Below are 21,908 nucleotides of genomic sequence, written 5' to 3'. Positions count from 1 at the left end.
CTTCCCGAGCATCACTAGGATGTCTCCACGACGTCATCCACCTCCGGAGGTCCTGTGGCACAGCTCCTGGTACTCACCTCGACCGCGCCCGGAGACGTCCTGCCGAGCCTGGGCCTCCTGAGCCACCGGATCCGCCACGTGCCGGCCGAGGCCGCACAGCTGGTCAACGCCCCGCAGAGCGACCTGATGTTCGTGGACGCCCGCACCGACCTGGTCAGCGCGAAGGCCCTGTGCAAGATCCTCGCCTCGTCGGGGTCGACCACGCCGATCGTGCTCGTCGTCACCGAGGGCGGGCTGACCGCGGTGAACAGCGACTGGAACGTCGACGACGTCGTGCTCGAGAGCGCGGGACCGGCCGAGATCGACGCCCGCATCCGGCTGTCGGCCGGTCGTGCGGCGAAGGGCCAGACGAGCTCGAAGATCCAGGCGTCCGGTGTCGTCATCGACGAGGCCAGCTACTCCGCCAAGGTGCGCGGCCGGCCGCTGGACCTGACGTTCAAGGAGTTCGAGCTCCTGCGCTTCTTCGCCACCCACCCGTCACGCGTCTTCACCCGCGAGCAGCTGCTCAGCGAGGTCTGGGGCTACGACTACTTCGGCGGCACCCGCACGGTCGACGTGCACGTCCGACGACTGCGTGCCAAGCTCGGCGACCTCGAGTCGCTCATCGGCACCGTCCGCAACGTCGGGTACCGCTTCAACGTCTACGACGACGAGGCCGAGCGCCTGATGGGGCAGTAGTGCTGCCCGACCTCGGCAGCTTCGTCGCCCCCGGCGAGGCTCCCCCGTTCTCCGACCAGACCCTGGTGGACGTCCGCGCGGGGCGCGCGACCGTCCTGACCGTCGACCACGGGGTCACGGTGGTCCGTGACGGCGAGCTGGAACTCGTCGTCGCCCAGGAGGCCCGTGGCCAGGGCATCGGCACGGCCCTGGTGACGCAGGCACTCGCGCTGGGCGGCGGGGCCGCTCCGCGGCTCGCGTGGGCGCACGGGGACCACCCGGCAGCGCAAGCGCTGGCCGACCGGTTCGGCTGGCGCGCGGTCCGCACGCTGCTGCAGCTCCGGGCGCCCGTCGCCGACTCCGATGTGGACGTCGCCGCCGACGCTGATGCCGACGTGGCGCTGCCCGACGGCTACTCGCTGTCGGCGTTCCGCCCCGGCACCGACGACGAGACCGACTGGCTCGCCCTGAACGCCGCCGCCTTCGCCCACCACCCCGAGCAGGGGCGGATGACGCTCGACGACCTGCACGCCCGCGAGGCCGACGACTGGTTCTCCGGCGAGGACCTGCTGCTGCTCCGCGACGCCTCTGGGCAGCTCGCAGGCTCGTGCTGGCTCAAGGTCGAGGACGGCATCGGCGAGTTCTACGCCGTCGCCGTTCGGCCCGACCTGCAGGGGCAGCGGCTCGGCGGAGTGCTCATGCGTGCGGGCACCGCTCGGCTGCGCGGCCGCGGGCTGACCGCCGCCGCGCTGTACGTCGAGGGGGACAACGAGCCGGCGCTGGCGCTGTACCGGCGCTCGGGGTTCACGCAGCACGCGATCGACGTGCAGTACGCGGCGCCGGAGCAACCCTCAGGTCACTGATACGCTGCGCCCATGATCCAGGGGGACCAGGGCGGATCGCCCATCGAACGACGACGTCCCGACGCACGGTCGGGGGCAGGGCGGTGAACTTCAACCCGTCGCCGGTGTTCCTCGCGATGGCCGCGATGGTCGCCATCCCCGCCGTCGTCACCGCACTCGTCCGCCAGAGCGACCGGAAGCGCCCCCCGTCGGCGGTCGTCGGGGACGAGGCGTACGGCGTGCTCTTCACCGTCCGCGCTCGCCGGTGGAACTACCTGCTGCTCCGGATCATCGGGATCGTCTTCATCGTGGTCGGCGGGTTCTTCCTGCTGGCCGCACTCGCCCTGCTCGACGACCCCGAGGCGATCGGGATGCTCCTCGGCGGTCTCGGCATCGGGCTGTTCGGGCTGCTGTTCGTCTACCTGGGCGTCGGGCAGAAGCGGCGCCGGGTCGAGGCGTACGACTCGCAGCTGGTCGTCACGCCGATGTTCCGTGCCGCCCGGACCGTCGACCCCGCTGCCATCAAGCACATCCGGCCCACGACGAACCGCTTCGGCGGCCTGGACGTCAAGGTGCACGGCCAGCGCGGGGTGATCAGTGTCCTGTCCATCGATGCCGCCTACCCCGAGTTCTGCGCGTGGCTCGAGCAGCGGGCGCCGGCGCAGTGGGGCGCGTTCGTGCAGGTCTTCGCGCGCTGAGCGCAGCACCTCGGTCCGTCGCGGCCGTTCCTGCACAACCGAACGGTTCACCGCCGGTTTCCACAGCGTCCACCGAGGCCCCTCCGGTGGCAGGGGCCGGGTGGCAGGATGTGGGGATGGACACCGAACCGCAGCTCGACGGCGAATCCGTCGCACCCGACCTCGACGACTTCGACGAAGTCGTCGAGATCGAGCACGAGTCACTGCCGACGGACCGCTACTTCGACCGCGAGCTCAGCTGGCTCCGGTTCAACCAGCGTGTGCTCGAGCTGGGCGAAGACCGCACGCAGCCCCTGCTGGAGCGGGCGAACTTCCTGGCGATCTTCGCGTCCAACCTCGACGAGTTCTTCATGGTCCGCGTCGCCGGCCTGAAGCGCCGCATCGACACCGGCATCGCCGTCCCGACCAACGTCGGCCGTGCTCCCAGCGACGTCCTGCGGGACATCGCGAAGAAGGCCCACGAGCTGCAGGACCGGCACGCCCAGGCCTTCATCGGGTCGCTCAAGCCCGACCTGGACGCCGCGGGCATCCACATCGAGCACTGGTCCGACCTCGACGAAGCCGACCGGCAGCGGATGCGGGAGTACTTCAACGAGCAGATCTTCCCGGTGCTCATGCCCCTGGCCGTCGACCCGGCGCACCCGTTCCCCTACATCTCCGGGCTCTCGCTCAACCTGGCGGTGCGGGTCCGCAACCCGAAGTCGCAGCGCCAGGAGTTCGCGCGTCTCAAGGTGCCGCAGAACTTCTCCCGCTTCATCAAGCTCCCCGACGACAACTCCGGCCGGATGCGCTTCATCCCGCTCGAAGACCTCATCGCGAACCACCTCGACGACCTGTTCCCGGGGATGGAGGTCCTCGAGCACCACGTGTTCCGGGTCACCCGCAACGAGGACGTCGAGATCGAGGAGGACGAGGCCGAGAACCTCATCCAGGCCCTCGAGCGCGAGCTCCTGCGGCGTCGGTTCGGTCCGCCGATCCGCCTCGAGATCACCGAGGACATGGACCCGGTGACCCTCGACCTGCTCGTGCGTGAACTCGACATCACCGAGGAAGAGGTCTTCCGGCTGCCGTCGCCGCTCGACCTCGGCGGACTGTTCGAGATCTCCAAGATCAACCGTCCGGACCTGCACTACCCGAAGCACGTGCCGACCACCCCGGTGCAGTTCCAGCCGGGTGAACCGAACACGAAGCCCGACCTGTTCCGCGCGATCAAGGCGAACGACGTCCTGGTCCACCACCCCTACGAGTCCTTCGCCACGAGCGTGCAGGCGTTCCTCGAGCAGGCCGCGGCCGACCCGAACGTCCTGGCGATCAAGCAGACCCTGTACCGCACCTCCGGCGACAGCCCCATCGTCGAAGCGCTCATCGACGCCGCGGCCGCCGGCAAGCAGGTCCTCGCCCTGGTCGAGATCAAGGCCCGCTTCGACGAGCAGAACAACATCACCTGGGCCCGGAAGCTCGAGAAGGCCGGCGTGCACGTCGTCTACGGCCTGGTCGGGCTGAAGACGCACTCGAAGCTGGTGCTCGTCATCCGGCAAGAGGGCGGGACACTCAAGCACTACAGCCACATCGGCACGGGCAACTACAACCCGAAGACCTCGCGCATCTATGAGGACATGGGGCTCTTCACCTCGGACGACACGGTGGGCAAGGACCTCACCCGCCTGTTCAACGAGCTGTCCGGCTACGCCATCGAGAAGAAGTTCAAGCGCCTGCTCGTGGCACCGCTGCACCTGCGGAAGGGCCTGCTCAAGCGCATCCAGACCGAGGCCGCCAACGCCCGTGCCGGCAAGCCCTCGGGCATCCGGATCAAGGTCAACTCGATGGTCGACGAGCAGATCATCGACGCGCTGTACCTGGCGAGCCAGGCCGGGGTGCCGATCGACGTGTGGGTGCGCGGCATCTGCTCGCTCAAGCCGGGCATGGAAGGTGTCAGCGACACCATCCGCGTGCGGAGCATCGTCGGGCGCTACCTCGAGCACTCCCGTGCGTTCGCGTTCCACAACGACGGCGACCCCGCGGTGTTCATCGGCAGCGCCGACATGATGCACCGCAACCTCGACCGACGCGTCGAGGCGCTCGTGCGGCTGGTCGCCCCGGACCACATCAACGAGGTCCAGGAGATGTTCGACCTGGCGATGGCCGACACCGCCAGCTCGTGGCACCTGGAGTCCGACGGCGAGTGGACACGGCACTCCACGGACGATGCGGGCCGTCCGCTCGAGGACGTGCAGAATGTGACCATGCGGAAGATCTCGGCCCGGAAGCGCTCGACTCGGTGAGCGGCGGTCCCTCGGGCCCCGTCGTCGCTGCGGGTGCGGTCGTCTGGCGCGAACAGGACGGCACGCCCCTCGTGCTGCTCATCCACCGCGACCACCACAAGGACGTCTCCTTACCCAAGGGCAAGGTGGACCCGGGCGAGGCCGTCCCGACGACCGCCGTGCGCGAGATCGACGAGGAGACCGGGTACCGCGTCCACCTCGGCGCACCGCTCGGCACCGCCGAGTACGTGCTGCCGAACGGCCGCGACAAGGTCGTGCACTACTGGGCGGCCCGGGTCTCGGCCAAGGAGTACGCCCGCGCCGGTGCCTTCGTGCCGAACCACGAGGTCGCCGCGCTCGAGTGGGTCACGATCGACGACGCCCGCAACCGCCTGACGTACGAGCGGGACGTCGCGATCCTCGACCGGTTCGCCGAACGCGCCGCCGCCGGACAGCACCGCACGTTCGCCCTGATCACCCTGCGCCACGCGAAGACGGTGCCCGGCTCGGACTGGGACGGCCCCGACGCCACCCGTCCGCTGCTGCCCGTCGGCCGTTCGCAGGCCAAGGCCGCCGCGGCACCGGTCGCGGCGTTCGGCCCGAAGAAGATCGTGAGCAGCACGGCGGCGCGGTGCCTCGCGACCGTCGAGCCGCTCTCCGCCGCGACGAAGCTCGGGGTCTCGAGCACCGCCGACATCAGCCAGGACGCCCACGACCGCGGTGCCGCCGACGTCAAGGGCGTCGTCCGGCGCCGGCTCGACAAGGGCAAGACCGCCGTGCTCTGCTCGCACGGTCCGGTGCTGCCCGACATCATCGCCCGGATCGCCACCGCGACCGCCGACGACTCCGGCCGCTTCGACCTGCGCCGCACCGCGATGCTGTCCGTCGGGGACTTCTCCGTCATGCACATCGCGGGGGACACCCTCGTCGCGGTCGAGACGCACCGCAACACGATCCCGGCGTAGCCGGCCACGCGACGGGGCCGCGCCGCGCCCGGGAACGCGATCCGGGCCTCTCGGCCGCTCGTCCGCGATCATGCGTGCGCATCTTCCGAACGAGCGCACAGTGCCCCCGATCCTGCTCCCTGCGCGGGAGCGGCGCACGCCGCCCCGACGTGGACAACCCCTCGTTCACCTCCCGTTCACCAGCGGGGGTGATTGCGGTCACCTCGCGTCCCTACAGTCGCTCCCGGGTCGGCACCGGCCCAGGGACCGCAGTGGTCCCACTGCATTCCATTCCCGAAGGGACCCCTGTGAACATCAAGCGAATCGGTTCGATCGCAGCAATCGCGATCGCCGGCGCAGTCGTGCTCTCCTCGTGCGCGGCGAACGAGGACGCGGGCAGCACCGAGTCCTCCTCCACCAGCGGCAGCGACTACTCGAAGCTCTCCGGCACCCTGACCGGCTCCGGCTCGTCGGCACAGCAGACCGCGCAGGCCACCTGGGCCGCCGGTTTCCAGAACGAGGCCTCGGGCGTCACCGTGAACTACACCCCGGACGGCTCGGGCGCCGGCCGCGAGAACTTCATGTCGGGTGCCGCGGACTTCGCCGGCTCGGACGCCGCGCTGAAGGACGAGGAGCTCTCGGGCAAGTTCGAGTCCTGCAAGGCGGACACCAAGGGCATCGACATCCCCGTCTACATCTCCCCGATCGCCATCGCGTACAAGGTCGACGGCGTCAGCGACCTGACCCTCGACGCGAAGACCATCGCGGGCATCTTCTCGGGCAAGATCACCAAGTGGGACGACTCCGAGATCGCCGACCTGAACAAGGACGCGAAGCTGCCGGACGCCGACATCACGGTCGTCCACCGCTCCGACGACTCGGGCACCACGCAGAACTTCTCGGAGTACGTCTCCGCGAACGCTTCTGACGTCTGGACCGAAGAGCCCAGCCAGACCTTCCCGTACTCGGTCGGTGACAGCGCGAAGGGCACCTCCGGTGTCGCCTCCGCGATGGGCAACGCCACCAACGCCATCACCTACATCGACGACTCCGGTGCGGGCGACCTCGACCGCGCGAAGCTGATGGTCGGCGACAAGGCGACCGAGATCTCGGCCGACGGCGCCGCGCAGGTCGTCGCCGACTCGAAGATCGCGACCGGCCGCGAGGACAACGACCTCGCGATCGACATCGACCGCAAGGACACCGCTGACGGTGCCTGGCCGCTGGTCCTCGTCTCCTACGCCATCGCGTGCCAGGAGTACAAGGACGCCGACAAGGCCGAGCTCGTGAAGGGCTACCTCGACTACGTCGTCTCGAGCGCCGCTCAGGACGCCGCTGCCAAGGAGGCCAAGTCGGCCGCCCTCTCCTCCGACCTCGCGTCGAAGGCCAAGGACGCGGTCGCTTCCATCAAGTAAGGCCCCCTGAGCGCCCGGACGCCGGTCCCACCCACTCGACCGGCGTCCGGGCACTCAGCCGTCCAGGACACCACCCGGACGCGCACCCGTCCAGGACCCACCCGGACGCGCACCCGTCCGGGCCCACGGCCCGGACACCGCACCACCACCCCAGAACCCGTCGCCTCCCCCGGCGTTCCTCCGACAGGAGTACCCCATGACGACCGCACCGGCCCAGCCAGGGGCCACCGTCACCCCGACCAAGCCGAAGCCCGTCGTCCGTGTCGGCGACCGCGTCTTCTCCGCCGCCTCGGTCATCGCCGGCGGCCTCATCCTCTTCGTGCTCGTGCTCGTCGCCGCGTTCCTCGTCTGGCAGAGCATCCCGGCCTTCTCCGCCAAGGTCGGCGAGCTGCCGGGCAAGGCCACGAACTTCTGGGACTTCGTCGGCCCCCTGGTCTTCGGCACCGTCTGGTCCGCGCTCATCGCGCTCGTGATCGCCGTGCCGCTGTCCCTCGGGATCGCCCTCTTCATCTCGCACTTCGCGCCGCGTCGACTCGCGCCGGTCCTCGGCTACGTGATCGACCTGCTGGCCGCGGTGCCGTCGGTCGTCTACGGCCTCTGGGGCATCGCCGTGCTGGCGCCCCTGGTGAAGCCGTTCTACGTGTTCCTGAACGAGTACATCGGCTGGTTCCCGCTGTTCTCCGGCCAGGTGTCCGGCACCGGTCGTACGATCCTGACCGCGTCGATCGTCCTCGCCGTCATGGCGATCCCGATCATGACCGCGGTCATGCGTGAGATCTTCCTGCAGGCCCCGACCCTCAACGAGGAAGCGGCCCTGGCCCTCGGCGCGACCCGCTGGGAGATGATCCGCCTGTCGGTCCTGCCGTTCGCGAAGTCCGGCATCGTCTCCGCGATCATGCTCGGCCTCGGTCGTGCTCTCGGCGAGACGATGGCGATCGCACTGGTGCTGTCGGTCTCGACGAACGTCACGTTCCAGATGCTGACGTCGCAGAACCCCTCGACGATCGCAGCGAACATCGCCCTGCAGTTCGCCGAGGCATCCGGCACGGCCCTGAACGCGCTCATCGCGTCGGGTCTGATCCTCTTCGTCATCACCCTGGTCATCAACATGCTCGCGCGGTACATCGTCCGCAGCCGAGTCAGCTGAGAGGTCGCACCCGATGTCCCTCGCGCTCCGTCAGACCGGCACCGCCGGCAACGTCTACGCCAACGGCAAGCTGCACGCCTCCGTCCCGTGGCTGCTCCTCGTCGGCAGCTGGGTCGCCCTCGTCCTGGTCTTCGCCCTGCTCAACGCCGGTGGCGCCGTCAAGGACTTCAACGTCGTCGCCGCGATCTTCCTCGGCACGGTCCTGTTCGACGTCCTCATCGTCGTCATCTCGCGCATCGTCGAGGGTGGCCGCAAGGCGGTCGACCGTCTGGTCACCTCGCTCGTCATCACGGCGTTCGTCATCGCGGTCCTGCCGCTGGTGTCGCTGCTCTGGACGGTCATCGCCAAGGGCGTCGCCCGCTTCGACGCGAACTTCTTCTCGTACTCGATGCGCGGGGTCATCTCCGAGGGCGGCGGCGCGGTCCACGCCCTCATCGGCACGCTCGAGATCACGCTGTTCGCGGCGCTCATCTCGGTGCCGATCGGCCTGCTCACCTCGATCTACCTGGTCGAGTACGGGCGCGGCGCACTGGCGAAGGGCATCACGTTCTTCGTCGACGTCATGACGGGCATCCCGTCGATCGTCGCCGGTCTGTTCGCCTACGCGCTCTTCGCGCTGTTCCTCGGCCCGGGTGCCCGCTTCGGCCTGGTCGGCTCCGTCGCCCTGTCGGTGCTGATGATCCCGATCGTCGTGCGCTCCACCGAAGAGGTGCTGAAGATCGTCCCGATGGAACTCCGCGAGGCCTCGTACGCCCTCGGGGTGCCGAAGTACCTCACGATCCTCAAGGTCGTGCTCCCCACCAGCCTCGCCGGCATCACCACCGGCGTGATGCTCTCGATCGCCCGCGTCATCGGTGAGACCGCCCCGCTGCTCGTCACGGCCGGCTTCACCGCGAGCATGAACTACAACCTGTTCCGTGACCCGATGATGACCCTGCCGGTGTACGCGTACACGCAGTACTCGCAGCAGGGCGCCAACCCGGTGCCGTTCGTCGACCGGGCCTGGACCGCGGCCCTCGTGCTCATCCTGATCGTGATGCTGCTCAACCTGCTCGCCCGGTTCATCACCCGTCTCTTCGCCCCCAAGCTCAGCCGCTGACCCTCCGCCCCCGCGGAACCAGCGACACCACCCACCCAGAAGGATCAACGTGTCCAAGCGCATCGAGGTCGACGGCCTCAACGTCTACTACTCGAAGTTCAAGGCGGTCGAGGGTGTCGACATCACCATCGAGCCCCGCACCGTCACGGCCTTCATCGGCCCGTCGGGCTGCGGCAAGTCCACCTTCCTCCGCACCCTGAACCGCATGCACGAGGTCATCCCCGGCGCATGGGTCGAGGGCTCGGTCAAGATCGACGGCGACGACCTGTACGGCGCCGGCGTCGACCCCGTACTCGTCCGTCGTCAGGTCGGCATGGTCTTCCAGCGTCCGAACCCGTTCCCCACGATGTCGATCCGCGACAACGTGCTGGCGGGCGTGAAGCTCAACAACAAGCGCGTCTCCCGCTCCGAGGCCGACGACATCGTCGAGCGCTCGCTGCAGGGTGCGAACCTGTGGAACGAGGTCAAGGACCGCCTCGACAAGCCCGGCATGGGTCTGTCCGGTGGGCAGCAGCAGCGTCTCTGCATCGCCCGCGCGATCGCGGTCGAGCCGGACGTGCTCCTGATGGACGAGCCCTGCTCGGCCCTCGACCCGATCTCGACCCTCGCCATCGAGGATCTGATCGAGGAGCTCAAGAAGGAGTTCACGATCGTGATCGTGACCCACAACATGCAGCAGGCGTCGCGCGTCAGCGACAAGACGGCGTTCTTCAACATCGCCGGCACCGGCGCCCCCGGCAAGCTCATCGAGTTCGACGACACCGCGACGATGTTCTCGAACCCGTCCGTGCAGGCCACCGAGGACTACGTCTCGGGCCGCTTCGGTTGATCGGCATCCGTCCGTCGCACTGACGGACGGCCTGGAGGCCCGGTGCACGTCCGCCACGGACGCGCACCGGGCCTTCGTGGTTGCGCCGGAGAGCCGTGCGGACGAAGAACGACGAAGCCGCTGTCGTGTGACAGCGGCTTCGTCGTTCTGCGTCGGTGGCAGTCCAGCAGGACCGCCCGAGGCGTCAGGCCGTGGTGGTGGGGACCGCCATGATCGGCGAGGTGGTCGGCTGCTCGGAACCGCCCTCGGGCTCGACCGTCATCCCGATCGTCGCGCCCTCGGACATCGCGCCCTTGAGCACGGCGGAGTGCACACCGTCAGCCGCACCGTCGACCAGGCCGGCCGACTTGATGGTGCCGCCCTGCTCCTCGGAGCCGATGTACCAGAGCTCGTACGTCTTGCCCTTCGGCGCCTGCTCGACACCGTCGAGGATCACCGCGGACTTGCCGAGGTCGTTCGACCACACGACCGTCGCCGAACCGCCGCCCGCGACCTTGGTCGTCGTGCGCTGGAAGTCCGAGGCGGCGTAGATGCGGTCGAGGCCGCTCGAGGCCTGCGTGGTGCCGGTGCCGGAGCCGTTCGGGTCGAAGATCGACCCGACGCCGAGTCCGCCGAAGAAGACCGCGGCGACGGCAGCTGCGGCCGTCAGCATGACCGCCGGACGCTGGAACCAGCGGCGGCGGGCCTCGGACGATGCCCGGCCACCGGCGGTGGGGCCGTCGGCGATCGAGGCGACGTGCCTGGCGGGCTCGGGACGGGCCTCCTGGACGGAGGTGGTCTCGGCGACCGGAGTCTGGTCGACCGTCCTGTCGGCGAGGGGCGCGGCCTGGGGGGTCGTCGCGATCCGGGCCAGCAGCGACGCCTTCAGCGACGCGGGGGGCTCGATCGGTGCGACGGCGTAGGCGAGCTGCAGCGCGGTCTCGCGCAGCGAGTCGTTCTCGGCCTGCAGCTCGGGGGACGTCCGGAGGGCGTCCTCGAGGAGCGCGCGCTCGTCGTCGGACAGCGCGTCGAGTGCGTGGGAACCCGTCATCAGTGCGGGGTCGTCGTGGCGTTCGGTCATGAGGTCACCCCCATCTCGTCTCGGAGTCGGATCATCCCGTCACGGAGACGGGTCTTGACGGTGCCGATGGGGACACCGAGGTGTTCGGCCATCTCGCTGTGCGAGTAGCCGCCGTAGTACGCGAGTTGCACGGCCTGCCGCTGGAACTCGGTGAGTTTCGCCAGCGCTCGGCCGACGCGCTCGTGCTCGATGCGGATCTCGACGGACTCGGAGACCTGGTCGAAACCGGCCTCGAGGTCGCGGATGCCGATCTTGGTGTCGCGGTCGTGCGACGACTGCGAGGCACGGACCCGGTCGACCGCTCGGCGGTGGGCCATGGTGAGGACCCAGCTGGCGGCCGTCCCACGCTTCCGGTCGAAGCGGGTGGCCTGCTGCCAGACCTCCAGGAAGACCTCCTGTGTGACCTCTTCCGACTGCGCGCGGTCCCGGAGGAGGCGCGTGATCAGACCGAGGACCCGACCGGAGAGTGCGTCGTAGAGGTCCGCGAAGGCGGCTTGGTCACCGGCGGCGACCCGGGCGAGGAGGTCGTCCGGCGATGCCTGAGCTGGCTCTGACGAGCTCCAGCGTTCGGTGTCGCTATCCACGAGGGCAAGCATTGCAGGTTTCCCTCCTCTCGGTTGCTTTCGTTGACCAGGCGGGTAGCACGAAGCCTCCGCATGGGCGGTCGAGACGAGGGGCCGGCGTGACCCACAGGGAATTGACCGGCGGTGCCGGTCCGGGTCACACCGGGCCTCTCGCTTCGTGACGGGCATTCCGTCCGTCACGCAGATGATTCGGTGCCGTCCCCGCTGTGGATTGGATGGGGGTCGGGATTTCTCGGCGGGATGGGCGCGGCGGGCCTGCACAGGGGTGCGCGCGGGCACGCCCGGGGCCGGTTCTGTCCACCATGAGTGAACAGGGTCGAGGGATCAGCCGACGTCTCGTAGACTTGGTCTCGCCGGGCCGCAGCAAGCCCCGGGCTCCAAAATTCGCCGCTTCGAGCGGCCTCGCGCCGAGAGGCGCTTCTGCGGCCCGGTCTTTTTGTGCCCGGACGCGGTCGCGTCCGGGTTTTCTGCTGCGCGGCCCTTGGCCTGGCGCGGCATCGCGCTGCTGCGCGGCCCTGGCCTGGAGGCCCGGTGCGGGTCCGCCCCGCCGCTCGTTCAGTCCAGGCTGTCGCGGCGCCAGAGCGCCGCAGCCTCGGTCAGGTCGGCCGCCAGCTCCGTCAGGCGGAGCGCCCGCGTCGTGAGTTCGCTCGCGCGCTCGGACGCCACCAGGTCGGACTCGTCCGCCACGGCGGTCGCGCCGGCGGCGGTCAGACGGCAGAACGACGCCCCGCGGTCGAGCGCCACCGCGAGGTCGCCCGTGTACAGGCCGTGCAGGATGCGGTCGGCGAGCGTCAGGATCTCCGCCGGGCCCGTCGGTTCCTCGGCACCCGCGACCGCCTGGTCGATCGTGCCGATCTGCGCCGTGCCCCGCTCGAACAGGTACGCGATCTCCTCCGGGTTCTGCCGGATGACGATGCGCACCAGGTACACCCGCCAGAGCGCCCCCGGCAGGGTGTGTGCCCCGACCCGTGCCCACAGTTCCGCGATGGCGTCGATGCCGTGCACGTCGGTGTAGGTGACGAGCCGCTCGACCACGGCCGGGTCCGGGTCCTCGCGCACCCGGTGCAGCAGGGCGTTCGCGGTCTCGTGCGCGACACGGTTCACGAGCGCCGGGTCCTCACCGCCCTGGATGGCGGCGAACTCGGCGTCGGTGAAGTGGACGGGACGGTGGTGATCGCGAGGCACCGCAGCAGTGTAGGCGCGGCCGGTGACACGCCCGCGTCCCGTTCGCCCAGAACGCAACCGCTGCGCCACGCGTACCGTGTTGCGGCAGGGAGGCGCTCCTCCCTGCACGTGAAGGAGAGGACCATCCATGAACGCCCTGCTCATCATCCTGGCTGTGATCGCAGTCATCCTGCTGTTCGTCGGCGGTTTCGCTGCGAGCCTCAAGTTCCTGCTCTACGTCGGCATCGTGCTGCTGATCATCGCGGTCATCGCGTGGCTGCTGCGGACGCTCACCGGACGCCGGGGCTGACCCGGTCAGACGGTTCCGTCCCGGAGGCCCTCACCCGCTAGCCTTGCGGGTGAGGGCCTCTAGCTCAGTTGGTAGAGCACCGGACTTTTAATCCGAGGGTCGTGGGTTCGAGCCCCACGGGGCCCACACCTTCCTGAACGCCGGCTTTTCATCCGAGGGTCGTGGGTTCGAGCCCCACGGGGCCCACCCACTAGCTCCTGTCTAGAATGTCCTCGATGGGCCGACGATCGCAGCGCGAGCGGCCGGGCACCCCCACCGGCCCGGCGACGATGCGTCGACGCCGCCGGAAGCTGGTACCGGCCCTCGCCCTCGGCGCGATGGCACTCGGGGTCTCCGGACTCCTGCTGATCCTGCCGAGCGTCTCGAGTGCCTGCCAGCCGGTGTCCTCGTCGACCTCGGCCTCGGCCGTCGCTGCCCCCGGCGTCTCGGCCGATCGCGTCGCCGCGGCGATCGAGCCCGGGTCACGCGTCCTGATCGTGGGTGACTCGTACACCTCGGGTCGGGGCTCGGCCAGCGGACTCCGCGGTTGGGCGCAGGACCTCAGCGAGGACCGTGGGTGGACGGCCAAGATCGACGGGTACCCGGGCACCGGCTACGTCGACACCGGTCGGACCGGTTCGTCGCACTACACGTACGGGCCACGCCTCGAGCGGCACGCTGCGTTCGACCCCCAGCTCGTGATCGTGCAGGGAAGCCAGAACGATTGGCTCGTCGACTCGGACACCCTCCGCGCCACGGTGGAGCGGACCCTCCGCACGGCGCAGCAGACCTGGCCGGACGCCGTCGTCGTCGCGCTCGGCCCGTCAGCACCGCTGCCGTGGGCGAACTCGACCGTCGGCGTTGCCGCGTCGGTCTCCGCGGGTGCCGCCGCCGCCGGTGTGCCGTACATCGACGCCCTCGCCGGCAGGTGGTTCACGTCGAGCAACAGCCCAGGGTACTCCGCCGTCGACGGCGGCCACCCGAACGACGCCGGCTACCAGTACCTGGCGGACCGCGTCAGCGAGTCCCTCGACGCCCTCGGCGGACCCGTCGGCAGCGCCCGCTGCGTCTGAGGGACGCCGTCTGCTCCCGAACGGGGTACAACCCGTCCCCAGCGGGCTCATGGGAGATCCCCTGCCCACCACAGCCCGCCCTCAGCGGATTGTTGGGCTGCCGCCGATAGTGTCGTTCCCGGATCCGATCACCGGATCCTGCAGCACAGCACCATCACGAACGAACGGGGTACACCGTGATCGAGCCCATCGAAGCCACGCAGACCAGCACCACCGGTGACGCGCGCCGCATCGTCGAGCTCGCAGCAGCGACCAACACGACGATGAGCAACGAGCTCCTGCTCGACACGCTCCGCCGCAACGCCCAGGTCACGACCCGCCACATCCGCAAGGACTTCATCGAGGTCGCGACGGCCACCGCCGTGCTCGGCTACGTCTGCCGGCAGCGCAAGGACTTCATCGCGCTCCGTGGCGACGACCCGGCGTGGGCGCACGAGGTCGGCCGGTACGCGACCGAGTCCCTCGCGGTCGAGGCACTCCGGATGCGCCGCGGCTGACGCCCGGCGTCCGACACGAACACAGAAGGCCCCGCCGGACACCCGGCGGGGCCTTCTTCGTGTCGGTGGTGGCGCCGACCGGAGTCCTCAGGACCAGACGCGGCGGATCCCCCACGAACCGGTCCAGGTCTCGTCCGGCTCGAGCCAGCGCAGGCCCTCGCCCGAGTTCAGGGCGTTCGCGGGCGCCGTCATCGGTTCGACCGCGACGGCGAGGCCCTTCCCGTCGCCCCGCGGGTACTCGCGCGAGGTGAAGACCTGCACGTAGGGGAACGAGGCGTCCTGCCAGAGCTCGACCCCGTCGCCCTCCGGCCCGTGCATCGTCGTGTGGCGGATCCCGTCGGCGTCGGGGGTGACGTCCGTGTAGGCGGTGTCGAGGTCCGAGTCCCCGGCACGTCGCCCCTGGCGCAGGTCGTACGGCGTGCCCTCGACCGGCACCGAACCGTTCGGGACCTTCTGCTCGTCGACGGTGAAGGCGGTCGCGGCGTCGAGCGTGACGACCAGGTCGTCGGCGGGGGTGTCACCGGCACGCAGGTACGGGTGCGCGCCGACAGCGAAGGGTGCGCGCACGCCCGAACGGTTCGTGACCTCGTGCGTGACACGGATGCCGTCGTCGACGAGTTCGTGCAGCACGCGCGTCTCGAGGGTGAAGGGCCACCCGTGCTGCGGGTGGATCGTCGCTTCCTGCTGGATCGACGTCTCGGTCTGCGACACCACCCGGTACGGGGCGAACCGGAGCAGTCCGTGCGACGCGTTGCCGTACTTCGGCTCCGAGACGTCGAGCTGCTGCCGCTTGCCGTCGAGCTCCCACACACCACCGGCGACGCGGTTCGGCCAGGGCGCCAGGACGATGCCGTTCGCCCCCGGCGGCTGCTCGGTCACGGGGAACGGCTCGGTGATGTCGAAGCCGGCGACGCGGAGTTCGCGGATGCCCGCGGCGACCTCGGTGACCACGGCTTCGACGACCCCGTCGGGTCCGGCGTGGTGGAGGCGGTACTGGCCACCCGTGGGTGCTGCGGTCATGGGGTGTTCTTCCTTCCGGCTGGTTCGGTGTGCTGCTCGCCGTCGGCGACGATCACCTGGGCCCCGGCCGCCCGGATCGTGGCGACCGCGGCAGCGTCGGCCTCGGCGGTGACGACGACGTCGATGTCCTCGAGCGCGCGGACGACCCCGATGTGGGCCCGGCCGAACTTCGACCCGTCCGCGACCACGACCGTACGCCGGGCCGTCGCCGCGAGCATCCGCTTGGCCTCGGTCTCGGGCAGGTTCACGTTCGTCAGGCCGTGGTCGACGTCGAGTCCGGTCCCGCCGAGGAACACGAGGTCCGCGGCGATCATCGGCAGGACCGCGCCGTTGAAGGGGGCGACGAGCGAGTGCTGCAGGGGCCGGAGGGTGCCGCCGGTGACGATCACGGTGAAGCGCGGGACAGCTCGCTCGAGCGCGAGCGCCGTGGTGAGGGAGTTCGTGACGACCGTGACGCCGGTGAGCTCGGTGCGCGCCACGAGGGCCTCGGCGACGGCGGCCGGCGTGGTGCCGACGTCGAGGACGACGCACTCCCCCGGGCGGACCAGCGCAGCGGCCGCACGGCCGATGGCGGCCTTGGCCACCTGGTGCTCGACGGCGGTCTCCTCGAAGGGGCGCTCGGTGGACCCGGCCCCGAGGCGGACCGCGCCTCCGTGCACCCGCCGGATCCGGGCCTCCTGGTCGAGGACGGCGAGGTCCTGGCGGACCGTCACCTCACTGGTGCCGAGGGACGCGGCCAACGCGGCCGTCCGGACCATGCCGGGGGCGCCGTCGACGATCGCGACGATGCGGTCCTGCCGCAGGGGCGCGGGCAGCGCGCCGGCGAGGAAGGAGAGGTCGGCGTCCGTCATGTGGACAGTTTCGCTTGCTTCCGATGTCTTTCGCAACGCTTCGGATGGGCGCTAGGCTGTTCCGGTGATCACCAAGCGCGTGACGAAGCTCGCGGACGGCCGCGACCTCTTCTACTTCGATGACGCCGACTCGACGCTGCCCGCAGAACGCAGCATCGACGAGCGCGTGCTCGACCCGCGGCCCGAGACGGCGCGGATGCGGCAGGACGTCCTGACGGGCGAGTGGGTCTCGATCGCGGCGTCCCGGCAGAACCGGGTGTTCCTGCCGCCGGCCGACCAGGACCCGCTCGCGCCCCAGAGCCCGGCCAACCCGTCCGAGATCCCGAGCCGCTACGACGTCGCCGTGTTCGAGAACCGCTCGCCGTCGTTCGGCCCGCTGCTCGAAGCCGACGACGCTCCCGAGTCGCTCGAGTCCCTGAGCGACGTCGGCCTGAACCGCCAGCTCCGCTCGGTCGGCCGGTGTGAGGTCGTGTGCTTCTCGCCCGAGACCTCCGGGTCCTTCGCCTCCATCTCCGAGTCGCGTGCCCGCACCGTCGTCGAAGCCTGGGCCGACCGTACCGCCGCACTCTCCGCGATGCCGGGCATCCAGCAGGTGTTCCCCTTCGAGAACCGGGGCGAGGCGATCGGCGTCACGCTGCACCACCCGCACGGGCAGATCTACTCGTACCCGTACATCACACCGCGCACCCAGCGCCTGCTCGCGAGCATCGAACGGTTCGGTCCGGACCTGTTCGAGCAGCACCTCGCGAACGAGCGGGGTTCCGAGCGGGTCGTCCTCGCTGGCGAGCACTTCACCGCCTTCGTCCCGTTCGCCGCGCGCTGGCCCATCGAGATCCACATGCTGCCGCACCGCCACGTCCCCGACTTCGCGGGCCTGACCGACGCCGAGAAGGACGAGCTGGCCCACATGCACCTCCGGCTCACGCGTGGGCTCGACGCGCTCTACGGCGACCCGACGCCGTACATCGCCGCGTGGCACCAGGCACCGGTGCACACCGCCCGCGACACCGTGCGGCTGATGCTGCAGATCACCTCGCCGCGACGTGCGGCGGACAAGTTGAAGTTCCTGGCCGGCAGCGAAGCCGCCATGGGCGCCTGGATCGGGGACCTCGTGCCCGAGAAGGCGGCCGAGTTCATCCGACAGGGAGTCGAGCGCGCATGACGTTCCAGCAGGTCTACGGGTACGAGCCGACGGTGCGGTACTCCGCCCCGGGTCGCGTCAACCTGATCGGTGAGCACACCGACTACAACGACGGCTACGTGCTGCCCTTCGCGATCGACCGTCGCACCACCGCCTCCATCGCGCAGCGTGACGACCGGACGATCCGCGTCGCCTCCGCCTTCGACGCCTCGAGCGAGCCGATGGCGCTGTCCCTCGACGACCTGTCGCCCGAGGCCATGGACGGTTGGTCGGCCTACGTCTTCGGGATCGCCTGGGCCCTGCGCGAGCAGGCCGGTGCCGATCTGGACGACAAGACCGGGTTCGACGTCTTCATCGAGTCCGACGTGCCGGTCGGTGCGGGCCTGTCGTCCAGTGCGGCGATCGAATGCGGTGTCGCGCTGGCCTTCAACGACCTGTGGGAACTCGGCCTCGACCGGAAGACCCTGGCGCGCGTCGGGCAGTACTCGGAGAACCACGCCGTCGGTGCCCCCACCGGGATCATGGACCAGTCCGCCTCGCTGCTCGGCGAGCAGGACGCCGTCGTGTTCCTCGACTGCCGCACGCTCGACACCGCCGTCGTCGACCTGGCGCTCGAGGCGAACGGGCTCGAGGTCCTGGTGATCGACACCCGCGTCGAGCACGCCCACGCGACCGGTGGCTACGCGGCTCGTCGGGCCTCGTGCGAGAAGGGTGCGCGGGTGCTCGGTGTCGAGGTCTTGCGTGACGTCAGCGTCGAGGACCTGCCTCGTGCGCAGGAGCTCCTGGACGACGAGACCTTCCGCCGCGTACGGCACATCGTGACCGAGGACCAGCGCGTCCTCGACACCGTCCGCACGCTGCGCGAACAGGGCCCCCGGGCGATCGGTTCCCTGCTCGTCGCGTCGCACGAGTCGATGCGCGACGACTTCGAGATCTCCGTGCCGGAGCTCGATCTGGCCGTCGCGACCGCGGTCGAGCAGGGTGCCGTCGGTGCGCGCATGACCGGTGGTGGGTTCGGCGGTGCGGCGATCGCGCTGGTCGACCAGGAGTCACGCGGGGCGATCACCGCCGCCGTCACCGTCGCCTTCGCCGACGCCGGGTTCCGCGAGCCGAACGTGTTCACGGTGCACGCCGCGCAGGGCGCCCGGCGCGACTGACGGGTGCAGCGCGCGCGTGCGCGCTCAGCCGCTCGCGCGCTCGACGTTTCGCGCTCAGCGACAGTTCACGCGGCGATCAGCCCGTGGACTGTCGCTCAGCGCGAAAGAACGGCAGCGCCCGGCCGCGCCCGCGCCGACTCAGCCGAGGTAGTCCGCGTACCGGACGTACTCCACCACGTTCCCGAGCACGAACGGGTGCGTCCGACCGTGCTCCACGGCCCACTCCACCCACGCAGTCTGCGCCGGCATGAGCAACCACACCACGGCGGTGGTCCCGAGCACGGCGGCCAGGGTCAGGCCCATCACGGTGTGCTCGTCGAACCGGGCTGCACCACGGCGGGCGATCGCGACGACGAACCCGGCGACCGCGAACCCCACCGTCGCGAGCGTCCACCCGAACCAGGGGCCCGACGTGAACGTGTACTCCTGGCCGGCGTGCGCGAGTGTCATCGACCAGGTCGACCCCGGAGCCTGGAACAGCGCGCAGAGCACCACGATGACGACCAGCCACCGGGCGTCCTTGGTCAGTTGCGACGGCTCGGGCCGGGCTCGCATCACCGGCGCCGTCTGCAGTCGTTCGTCCCCCATGCCGCGACCGTAGCACCGGCGGGCCGCACTTCGTGAGCAGCAATGGTCGGGTGCGACGACGCCACCCGACCATTGCTGCACACCATCGGCACGCGCGACCCCGCGCGCTACGACAGCTGGCGCTCGGCGGCCTCGACGACGTTCTTCATGAGCATCGCGCGGGTCATCGGCCCGACGCCACCGGGGGTCGGCGACAGGAAGCCCGCGACCGACGCGACCGCGGGGTCGACGTCGCCGTGCAGCTTCGCCTTGCCGGTCTCCTCGTTGACCACGCGGGTGATCCCCACGTCGATGACGGCGGCTCCGGGCTGGACCCAGTCCGGCTTGACGAGCCCGGCGACCCCGGCTGCGGCGACGATGATGTCGGCGCGACGGCACTCCGCGGCGACGTCGGCGGTCAGCGAGTGGGTCAGGGTCGCGGTCGCCTCGAGCCGCGTGAGCAGCAGGCCGAGCGGCCGTCCGACGGTCAGCCCCTGCCCGATGATCGTGACGTGTGCGCCGCGGATCGGGATCTCGTACGCGTCGAGCATCGCGACGATGCCCCGCGGGGTGCAGGGCAGCGGTGCGTCGATCGTGCCGGCACCACCGGGCACGGCGAGCACGAGCTCGCCGAGGTTCGTCGGGTGCAGGCCGTCGGCGTCCTTCGACGGGTCCATCAGCTCGAGCATCGGCGTCGGGTCGATGCCCTGCGGCAGCGGGAGCTGCACGATGAACGCGGTGACCCGGGGGTCGTCGTTCATCTGCAGGATCGCGGCCCGGATGTCGGCAGCGGACGCCGTCTCGGGCAGGTCGATGCGGTGCGAGTCGAGCCCGATCGACGCCGAGTCGCGGTGCTTGCCCGCGACGTAGGACATCGAGCCGGGGTTCGAGCCGACCATGATCGTGCCGAGGCCCGGACGGATGCCGTGCTCGTGCAGGCGGTCGATCCGGCCCCGGAGTTCGTCGAGCGTCCGGGCGGCGAGGGCCGTGCCGTCGATGCGGACGGCACTCCCTTCACCGGCCCAGAGCTCGCGCGGGAGCGCCGCGCTGACCGAACCGCTCACGCGTAGAGCGGGAACGCGTCGGTCAGGACCTTCACGCGGGCCGAGAGCGCTGCGACGTCCGGGTTCGGCATGAGGGTCAGCGCGATGATGTCGGCCACCTCGGTGAACTCGGCGTCGCCGAAGCCGCGGGTCGCCAGCGCCGAGGTGCCGATGCGGACACCCGAGGTGACCATCGGCGGGCGCGGGTCGAACGGCACGGAGTTGCGGTTCACGGTGATGCCGACCTCGTGCAGCAGGTCTTCGGCCTGCTTGCCGTCGACCTCGGACGCGCGCAGGTCGACGAGCACCAGGTGCACGTCGGTGCCGCCGGTGAGCACGTCGATGCCCGCGGCCTTGGCGTCGTCAGCGGTCAGACGGGCGGCGAGGGCCTGGGCGCCGCGGATGGTGCGCTCCTGACGGTCCTTGAACTCCGGGGTGCCGGCGAGCAGGAACGCGGTGGCCTTCGCGGCGATCACGTGCATGAGCGGGCCGCCCTGCTGGCCCGGGAAGACCGCGGAGTTCAGCTTCTTGAACAGGGTCTCGTCGTTCGACAGGATGATGCCCGAGCGGGGGCCGCCGAGGGTCTTGTGGACCGTCGACGAGACGACGTGGGCGTGCGGCACCGGGGACGGGTGCAGCCCGGCGGCGACGAGGCCGGCGAAGTGCGCCATGTCGACCCAGAGCTTCGCGCCGACCTCGTCCGCGATCTCGCGGAACTTCGCGAAGTCGAGCTGGCGCGGGTAGGCGGACCAGCCGGCGATCAGGACCTTCGGCTGGTGCTCGATGGCCTTGGCGCGGATGTCGTCGTAGTCGACCAGGAACGTCTCCGGGTCGACGCCGTACGCCACGGCGTTGTAGATGCGGCCCGAGAAGTTGAGCTTCATGCCGTGGGTCAGGTGACCGCCGTGCGCGAGCTCGAGGCCGAGGATGGTGTCGCCGGCCGAGGCGATGGCGTGCAGGACGGCCGCGTTGGCCGTGGCACCGGAGTGCGGCTGCACGTTCGCGTACTCGGCACCGAAGAGCGCCTTGGCACGGTCGATGGCGAGCTGCTCGGCGACGTCGACGTACTCGCAGCCGCCGTAGTAGCGCTTGCCCGGGTAGCCCTCGGCGTACTTGTTGGTGAGCACGGAACCCTGCGACTCGAGCACGGCGCGCGGCACGAAGTTCTCGGACGCGATCATCTCGAGGGTGTCGCGCTGGCGGCCGAGCTCCTGCTGCAGGACGGCGGCGATCTCGGGATCGACCTCGGCGAGCGGGGCGTTGAAGGCGGCGCGTGCGGCGGCCTGCTCGGCCACCTCGGCCGAGTCGGAGACGAACGGGGGCAGATCGGCAATGGACACGGGACTCCTACGGTGTGCGGACGACCAGCTGGTCGCACTCGGACGGTCGGTCGGTGCAGCCCAGGCGTACGGCCGCGCACCGTGTCTTTGTCGCTCCCCGATGGTGACCCATCCAACGCCAGTCGCGACCTGACGATCGTACCGAGCCACCGCACCCTGTGTCACCCTGG

The 21,908-nt window shown here is 70.2% G+C and carries 22 protein-coding genes, 1 tRNA gene and 1 riboswitch; of the genes, 15 read left to right on the top strand and 8 right to left on the bottom strand.

What is annotated here, in order from left to right; translation table 11 throughout:
- The first annotated feature begins 54 nt into the window (after positions 1 to 54).
- The 9 genes from DEJ09_RS15295 (at position 55) to pstB (ending at position 9,952) form a co-directional block, all read left to right on the top strand.
- Positions 55 to 738, top strand: coding sequence for a response regulator transcription factor (locus DEJ09_RS15295; RefSeq protein WP_017888078.1), 684 nt, complete (start codon positions 55 to 57; stop codon positions 736 to 738).
- Positions 738 to 1,580, top strand: a complete 843-nt coding sequence (mshD, locus tag DEJ09_RS15290; RefSeq protein ID WP_111089141.1) for a mycothiol synthase — start codon at positions 738 to 740, stop codon at positions 1,578 to 1,580. The genes DEJ09_RS15295 and mshD overlap by 1 nt, the downstream gene beginning before the upstream one ends.
- 83 nt (positions 1,581 to 1,663) lie before the next feature.
- Positions 1,664 to 2,257: a hypothetical protein gene (locus tag DEJ09_RS15285; RefSeq protein ID WP_111029055.1), complete on the top strand. Its 594-nt coding sequence runs from the start codon at positions 1,664 to 1,666 to the stop codon at positions 2,255 to 2,257.
- 116 nt (positions 2,258 to 2,373) lie between these two features.
- Positions 2,374 to 4,539 carry an RNA degradosome polyphosphate kinase gene (locus DEJ09_RS15280; RefSeq protein ID WP_071404719.1) on the top strand — a complete coding sequence of 722 codons (2,166 nt, stop codon included), beginning with the start codon at positions 2,374 to 2,376 and terminating at the stop codon, positions 4,537 to 4,539.
- Positions 4,536 to 5,483, top strand: a complete 948-nt coding sequence (locus DEJ09_RS15275; RefSeq protein WP_111089140.1) for an NUDIX domain-containing protein — start codon at positions 4,536 to 4,538, stop codon at positions 5,481 to 5,483. Before DEJ09_RS15280 ends, DEJ09_RS15275 begins: the two co-directional genes overlap by 4 nt.
- 287 nt (positions 5,484 to 5,770) lie before the next feature.
- A complete protein-coding gene (pstS, locus tag DEJ09_RS15270; RefSeq protein WP_071404717.1) occupies positions 5,771 to 6,877 on the top strand; it encodes a phosphate ABC transporter substrate-binding protein PstS in 1,107 nt (368 codons plus the stop codon).
- Positions 6,878 to 7,073: 196 nt separating this feature from the next.
- Entirely contained in the window at positions 7,074 to 8,024 is a 951-nt protein-coding gene (pstC, locus tag DEJ09_RS15265; RefSeq protein ID WP_071404716.1) for a phosphate ABC transporter permease subunit PstC, read from the top strand.
- 13 nt (positions 8,025 to 8,037) lie between these two features.
- The gene (gene pstA, locus DEJ09_RS15260; protein WP_111024123.1) at positions 8,038 to 9,123 is read left to right on the top strand and encodes a phosphate ABC transporter permease PstA; all 1,086 of its coding nucleotides are present in this window, start codon (positions 8,038 to 8,040) and stop codon (positions 9,121 to 9,123) included.
- 49 nt (positions 9,124 to 9,172) lie between these two features.
- Positions 9,173 to 9,952, top strand: a complete 780-nt coding sequence (gene pstB, locus DEJ09_RS15255) for a phosphate ABC transporter ATP-binding protein PstB (RefSeq protein WP_027466631.1) — start codon at positions 9,173 to 9,175, stop codon at positions 9,950 to 9,952.
- A gap of 184 nt (positions 9,953 to 10,136) precedes the next feature.
- On the opposite strand, the gene DEJ09_RS15250 is transcribed toward pstB, so the two are convergent.
- The 3 genes from DEJ09_RS15250 to DEJ09_RS15240 all read right to left on the bottom strand — a co-directional run bounded on the left by DEJ09_RS15250 (position 10,137) and on the right by DEJ09_RS15240 (position 12,781).
- Positions 10,137 to 11,012: an anti-sigma factor domain-containing protein gene (locus DEJ09_RS15250; protein ID WP_111047020.1), complete on the bottom strand. Its 876-nt coding sequence runs from the start codon at positions 11,010 to 11,012 to the stop codon at positions 10,137 to 10,139.
- Positions 11,009 to 11,608, bottom strand: coding sequence for an ECF RNA polymerase sigma factor SigK (gene sigK, locus DEJ09_RS15245; protein WP_027466633.1), 600 nt, complete (start codon positions 11,606 to 11,608; stop codon positions 11,009 to 11,011). The genes DEJ09_RS15250 and sigK overlap by 4 nt, the downstream gene beginning before the upstream one ends.
- Positions 11,609 to 12,151: 543 nt before the next feature.
- Positions 12,152 to 12,781, bottom strand: coding sequence for a hypothetical protein (locus DEJ09_RS15240; protein WP_027466634.1), 630 nt, complete (start codon positions 12,779 to 12,781; stop codon positions 12,152 to 12,154).
- 127 nt (positions 12,782 to 12,908) lie between these two features.
- Between DEJ09_RS15240 and DEJ09_RS17965 the strand changes: the two genes are divergently transcribed.
- From DEJ09_RS17965 to DEJ09_RS15225, 4 genes are all read left to right on the top strand, one after another.
- The gene (locus tag DEJ09_RS17965) at positions 12,909 to 13,070 is read left to right on the top strand and encodes a hypothetical protein (RefSeq protein WP_017888098.1); all 162 of its coding nucleotides are present in this window, start codon (positions 12,909 to 12,911) and stop codon (positions 13,068 to 13,070) included.
- A gap of 53 nt (positions 13,071 to 13,123) precedes the next feature.
- Positions 13,124 to 13,196, top strand: a tRNA-Lys gene (locus DEJ09_RS15235).
- An 89-nt stretch (positions 13,197 to 13,285) separates the two neighbouring features.
- On the top strand, positions 13,286 to 14,122 hold the full coding sequence (locus DEJ09_RS15230; RefSeq protein WP_181433379.1) for an SGNH/GDSL hydrolase family protein: 837 nt from the start codon (positions 13,286 to 13,288) through the stop codon (positions 14,120 to 14,122).
- A 176-nt stretch (positions 14,123 to 14,298) separates the two neighbouring features.
- Positions 14,299 to 14,619 carry a hypothetical protein gene (locus DEJ09_RS15225; protein WP_027466636.1) on the top strand — a complete coding sequence of 107 codons (321 nt, stop codon included), beginning with the start codon at positions 14,299 to 14,301 and terminating at the stop codon, positions 14,617 to 14,619.
- 87 nt (positions 14,620 to 14,706) lie between these two features.
- Here the strand turns inward: DEJ09_RS15225 and DEJ09_RS15220 are convergent, their stop codons facing one another.
- Positions 14,707 to 15,639, bottom strand: coding sequence for an aldose 1-epimerase family protein (locus DEJ09_RS15220; protein ID WP_111089138.1), 933 nt, complete (start codon positions 15,637 to 15,639; stop codon positions 14,707 to 14,709).
- Positions 15,636 to 16,490 carry a DeoR/GlpR family DNA-binding transcription regulator gene (locus tag DEJ09_RS15215; RefSeq protein ID WP_110863128.1) on the bottom strand — a complete coding sequence of 285 codons (855 nt, stop codon included), beginning with the start codon at positions 16,488 to 16,490 and terminating at the stop codon, positions 15,636 to 15,638. Before DEJ09_RS15215 ends, DEJ09_RS15220 begins: the two co-directional genes overlap by 4 nt.
- A 64-nt stretch (positions 16,491 to 16,554) precedes the next feature.
- Here DEJ09_RS15215 and galT point away from each other — a divergent pair, with 64 nt between their 5' ends.
- Positions 16,555 to 17,652, top strand: coding sequence for a galactose-1-phosphate uridylyltransferase (galT, locus tag DEJ09_RS15210; RefSeq protein WP_027466639.1), 1,098 nt, complete (start codon positions 16,555 to 16,557; stop codon positions 17,650 to 17,652).
- Positions 17,649 to 18,788, top strand: coding sequence for a galactokinase (galK, locus tag DEJ09_RS15205; RefSeq protein WP_111089137.1), 1,140 nt, complete (start codon positions 17,649 to 17,651; stop codon positions 18,786 to 18,788). The genes galT and galK overlap by 4 nt, the downstream gene beginning before the upstream one ends.
- A 138-nt stretch (positions 18,789 to 18,926) precedes the next feature.
- On the opposite strand, the gene DEJ09_RS15200 is transcribed toward galK, so the two are convergent.
- The 3 genes from DEJ09_RS15200 to glyA all read right to left on the bottom strand — a co-directional run bounded on the left by DEJ09_RS15200 (position 18,927) and on the right by glyA (position 21,693).
- Positions 18,927 to 19,376, bottom strand: a complete 450-nt coding sequence (locus DEJ09_RS15200) for a hypothetical protein (RefSeq protein WP_111089136.1) — start codon at positions 19,374 to 19,376, stop codon at positions 18,927 to 18,929.
- 107 nt (positions 19,377 to 19,483) lie between these two features.
- A complete protein-coding gene (locus DEJ09_RS15195) occupies positions 19,484 to 20,419 on the bottom strand; it encodes a tetrahydrofolate dehydrogenase/cyclohydrolase catalytic domain-containing protein (protein WP_071404707.1) in 936 nt (311 codons plus the stop codon).
- Entirely contained in the window at positions 20,416 to 21,693 is a 1,278-nt protein-coding gene (gene glyA, locus DEJ09_RS15190) for a serine hydroxymethyltransferase (RefSeq protein WP_111089154.1), read from the bottom strand. Before glyA ends, DEJ09_RS15195 begins: the two co-directional genes overlap by 4 nt.
- A gap of 96 nt (positions 21,694 to 21,789) precedes the next feature.
- A riboswitch (ZMP/ZTP riboswitch) is annotated at positions 21,790 to 21,874 on the bottom strand.
- Positions 21,875 to 21,908: the final 34 nt, after the last annotated feature.

It is taken from the genome of Curtobacterium sp. MCLR17_055, assembly GCF_003234305.1.
Taxonomy (GTDB): Bacteria; Actinomycetota; Actinomycetes; order Actinomycetales; family Microbacteriaceae; genus Curtobacterium; species Curtobacterium flaccumfaciens.
The sequence above is the reverse complement of the archived record's forward strand: the minus strand, read 5'-3'. Positions and strand labels throughout refer to the sequence as shown.

What these genes read in the sequence shown, in the direction of transcription:
- DEJ09_RS15280 (WP_071404719.1), top strand. Translation starts at nt 2,374, where the DNA reads ATGGACACCGAACCGCAGCTCGACGGCGAATCCGTCGCACCCGACCTC.
- pstC (WP_071404716.1), top strand. Translation starts at nt 7,074, where the DNA reads ATGACGACCGCACCGGCCCAGCCAGGGGCCACCGTCACCCCGACCAAG.
- pstA (WP_111024123.1), top strand. Translation starts at nt 8,038, where the DNA reads ATGTCCCTCGCGCTCCGTCAGACCGGCACCGCCGGCAACGTCTACGCC.
- DEJ09_RS15250 (WP_111047020.1), bottom strand. Translation starts at nt 11,012, where the DNA reads ATGACCGAACGCCACGACGACCCCGCACTGATGACGGGTTCCCACGCA.
- sigK (WP_027466633.1), bottom strand. Translation starts at nt 11,608, where the DNA reads ATGCTTGCCCTCGTGGATAGCGACACCGAACGCTGGAGCTCGTCAGAG.
- DEJ09_RS17965 (WP_017888098.1), top strand. Translation starts at nt 12,909, where the DNA reads ATGAACGCCCTGCTCATCATCCTGGCTGTGATCGCAGTCATCCTGCTG.
- DEJ09_RS15230 (WP_181433379.1), top strand. Translation starts at nt 13,286, where the DNA reads ATGGGCCGACGATCGCAGCGCGAGCGGCCGGGCACCCCCACCGGCCCG.
- DEJ09_RS15220 (WP_111089138.1), bottom strand. Translation starts at nt 15,639, where the DNA reads ATGACCGCAGCACCCACGGGTGGCCAGTACCGCCTCCACCACGCCGGA.
- DEJ09_RS15215 (WP_110863128.1), bottom strand. Translation starts at nt 16,490, where the DNA reads ATGACGGACGCCGACCTCTCCTTCCTCGCCGGCGCGCTGCCCGCGCCC.
- galK (WP_111089137.1), top strand. Translation starts at nt 17,649, where the DNA reads ATGACGTTCCAGCAGGTCTACGGGTACGAGCCGACGGTGCGGTACTCC.
- DEJ09_RS15200 (WP_111089136.1), bottom strand. Translation starts at nt 19,376, where the DNA reads ATGGGGGACGAACGACTGCAGACGGCGCCGGTGATGCGAGCCCGGCCC.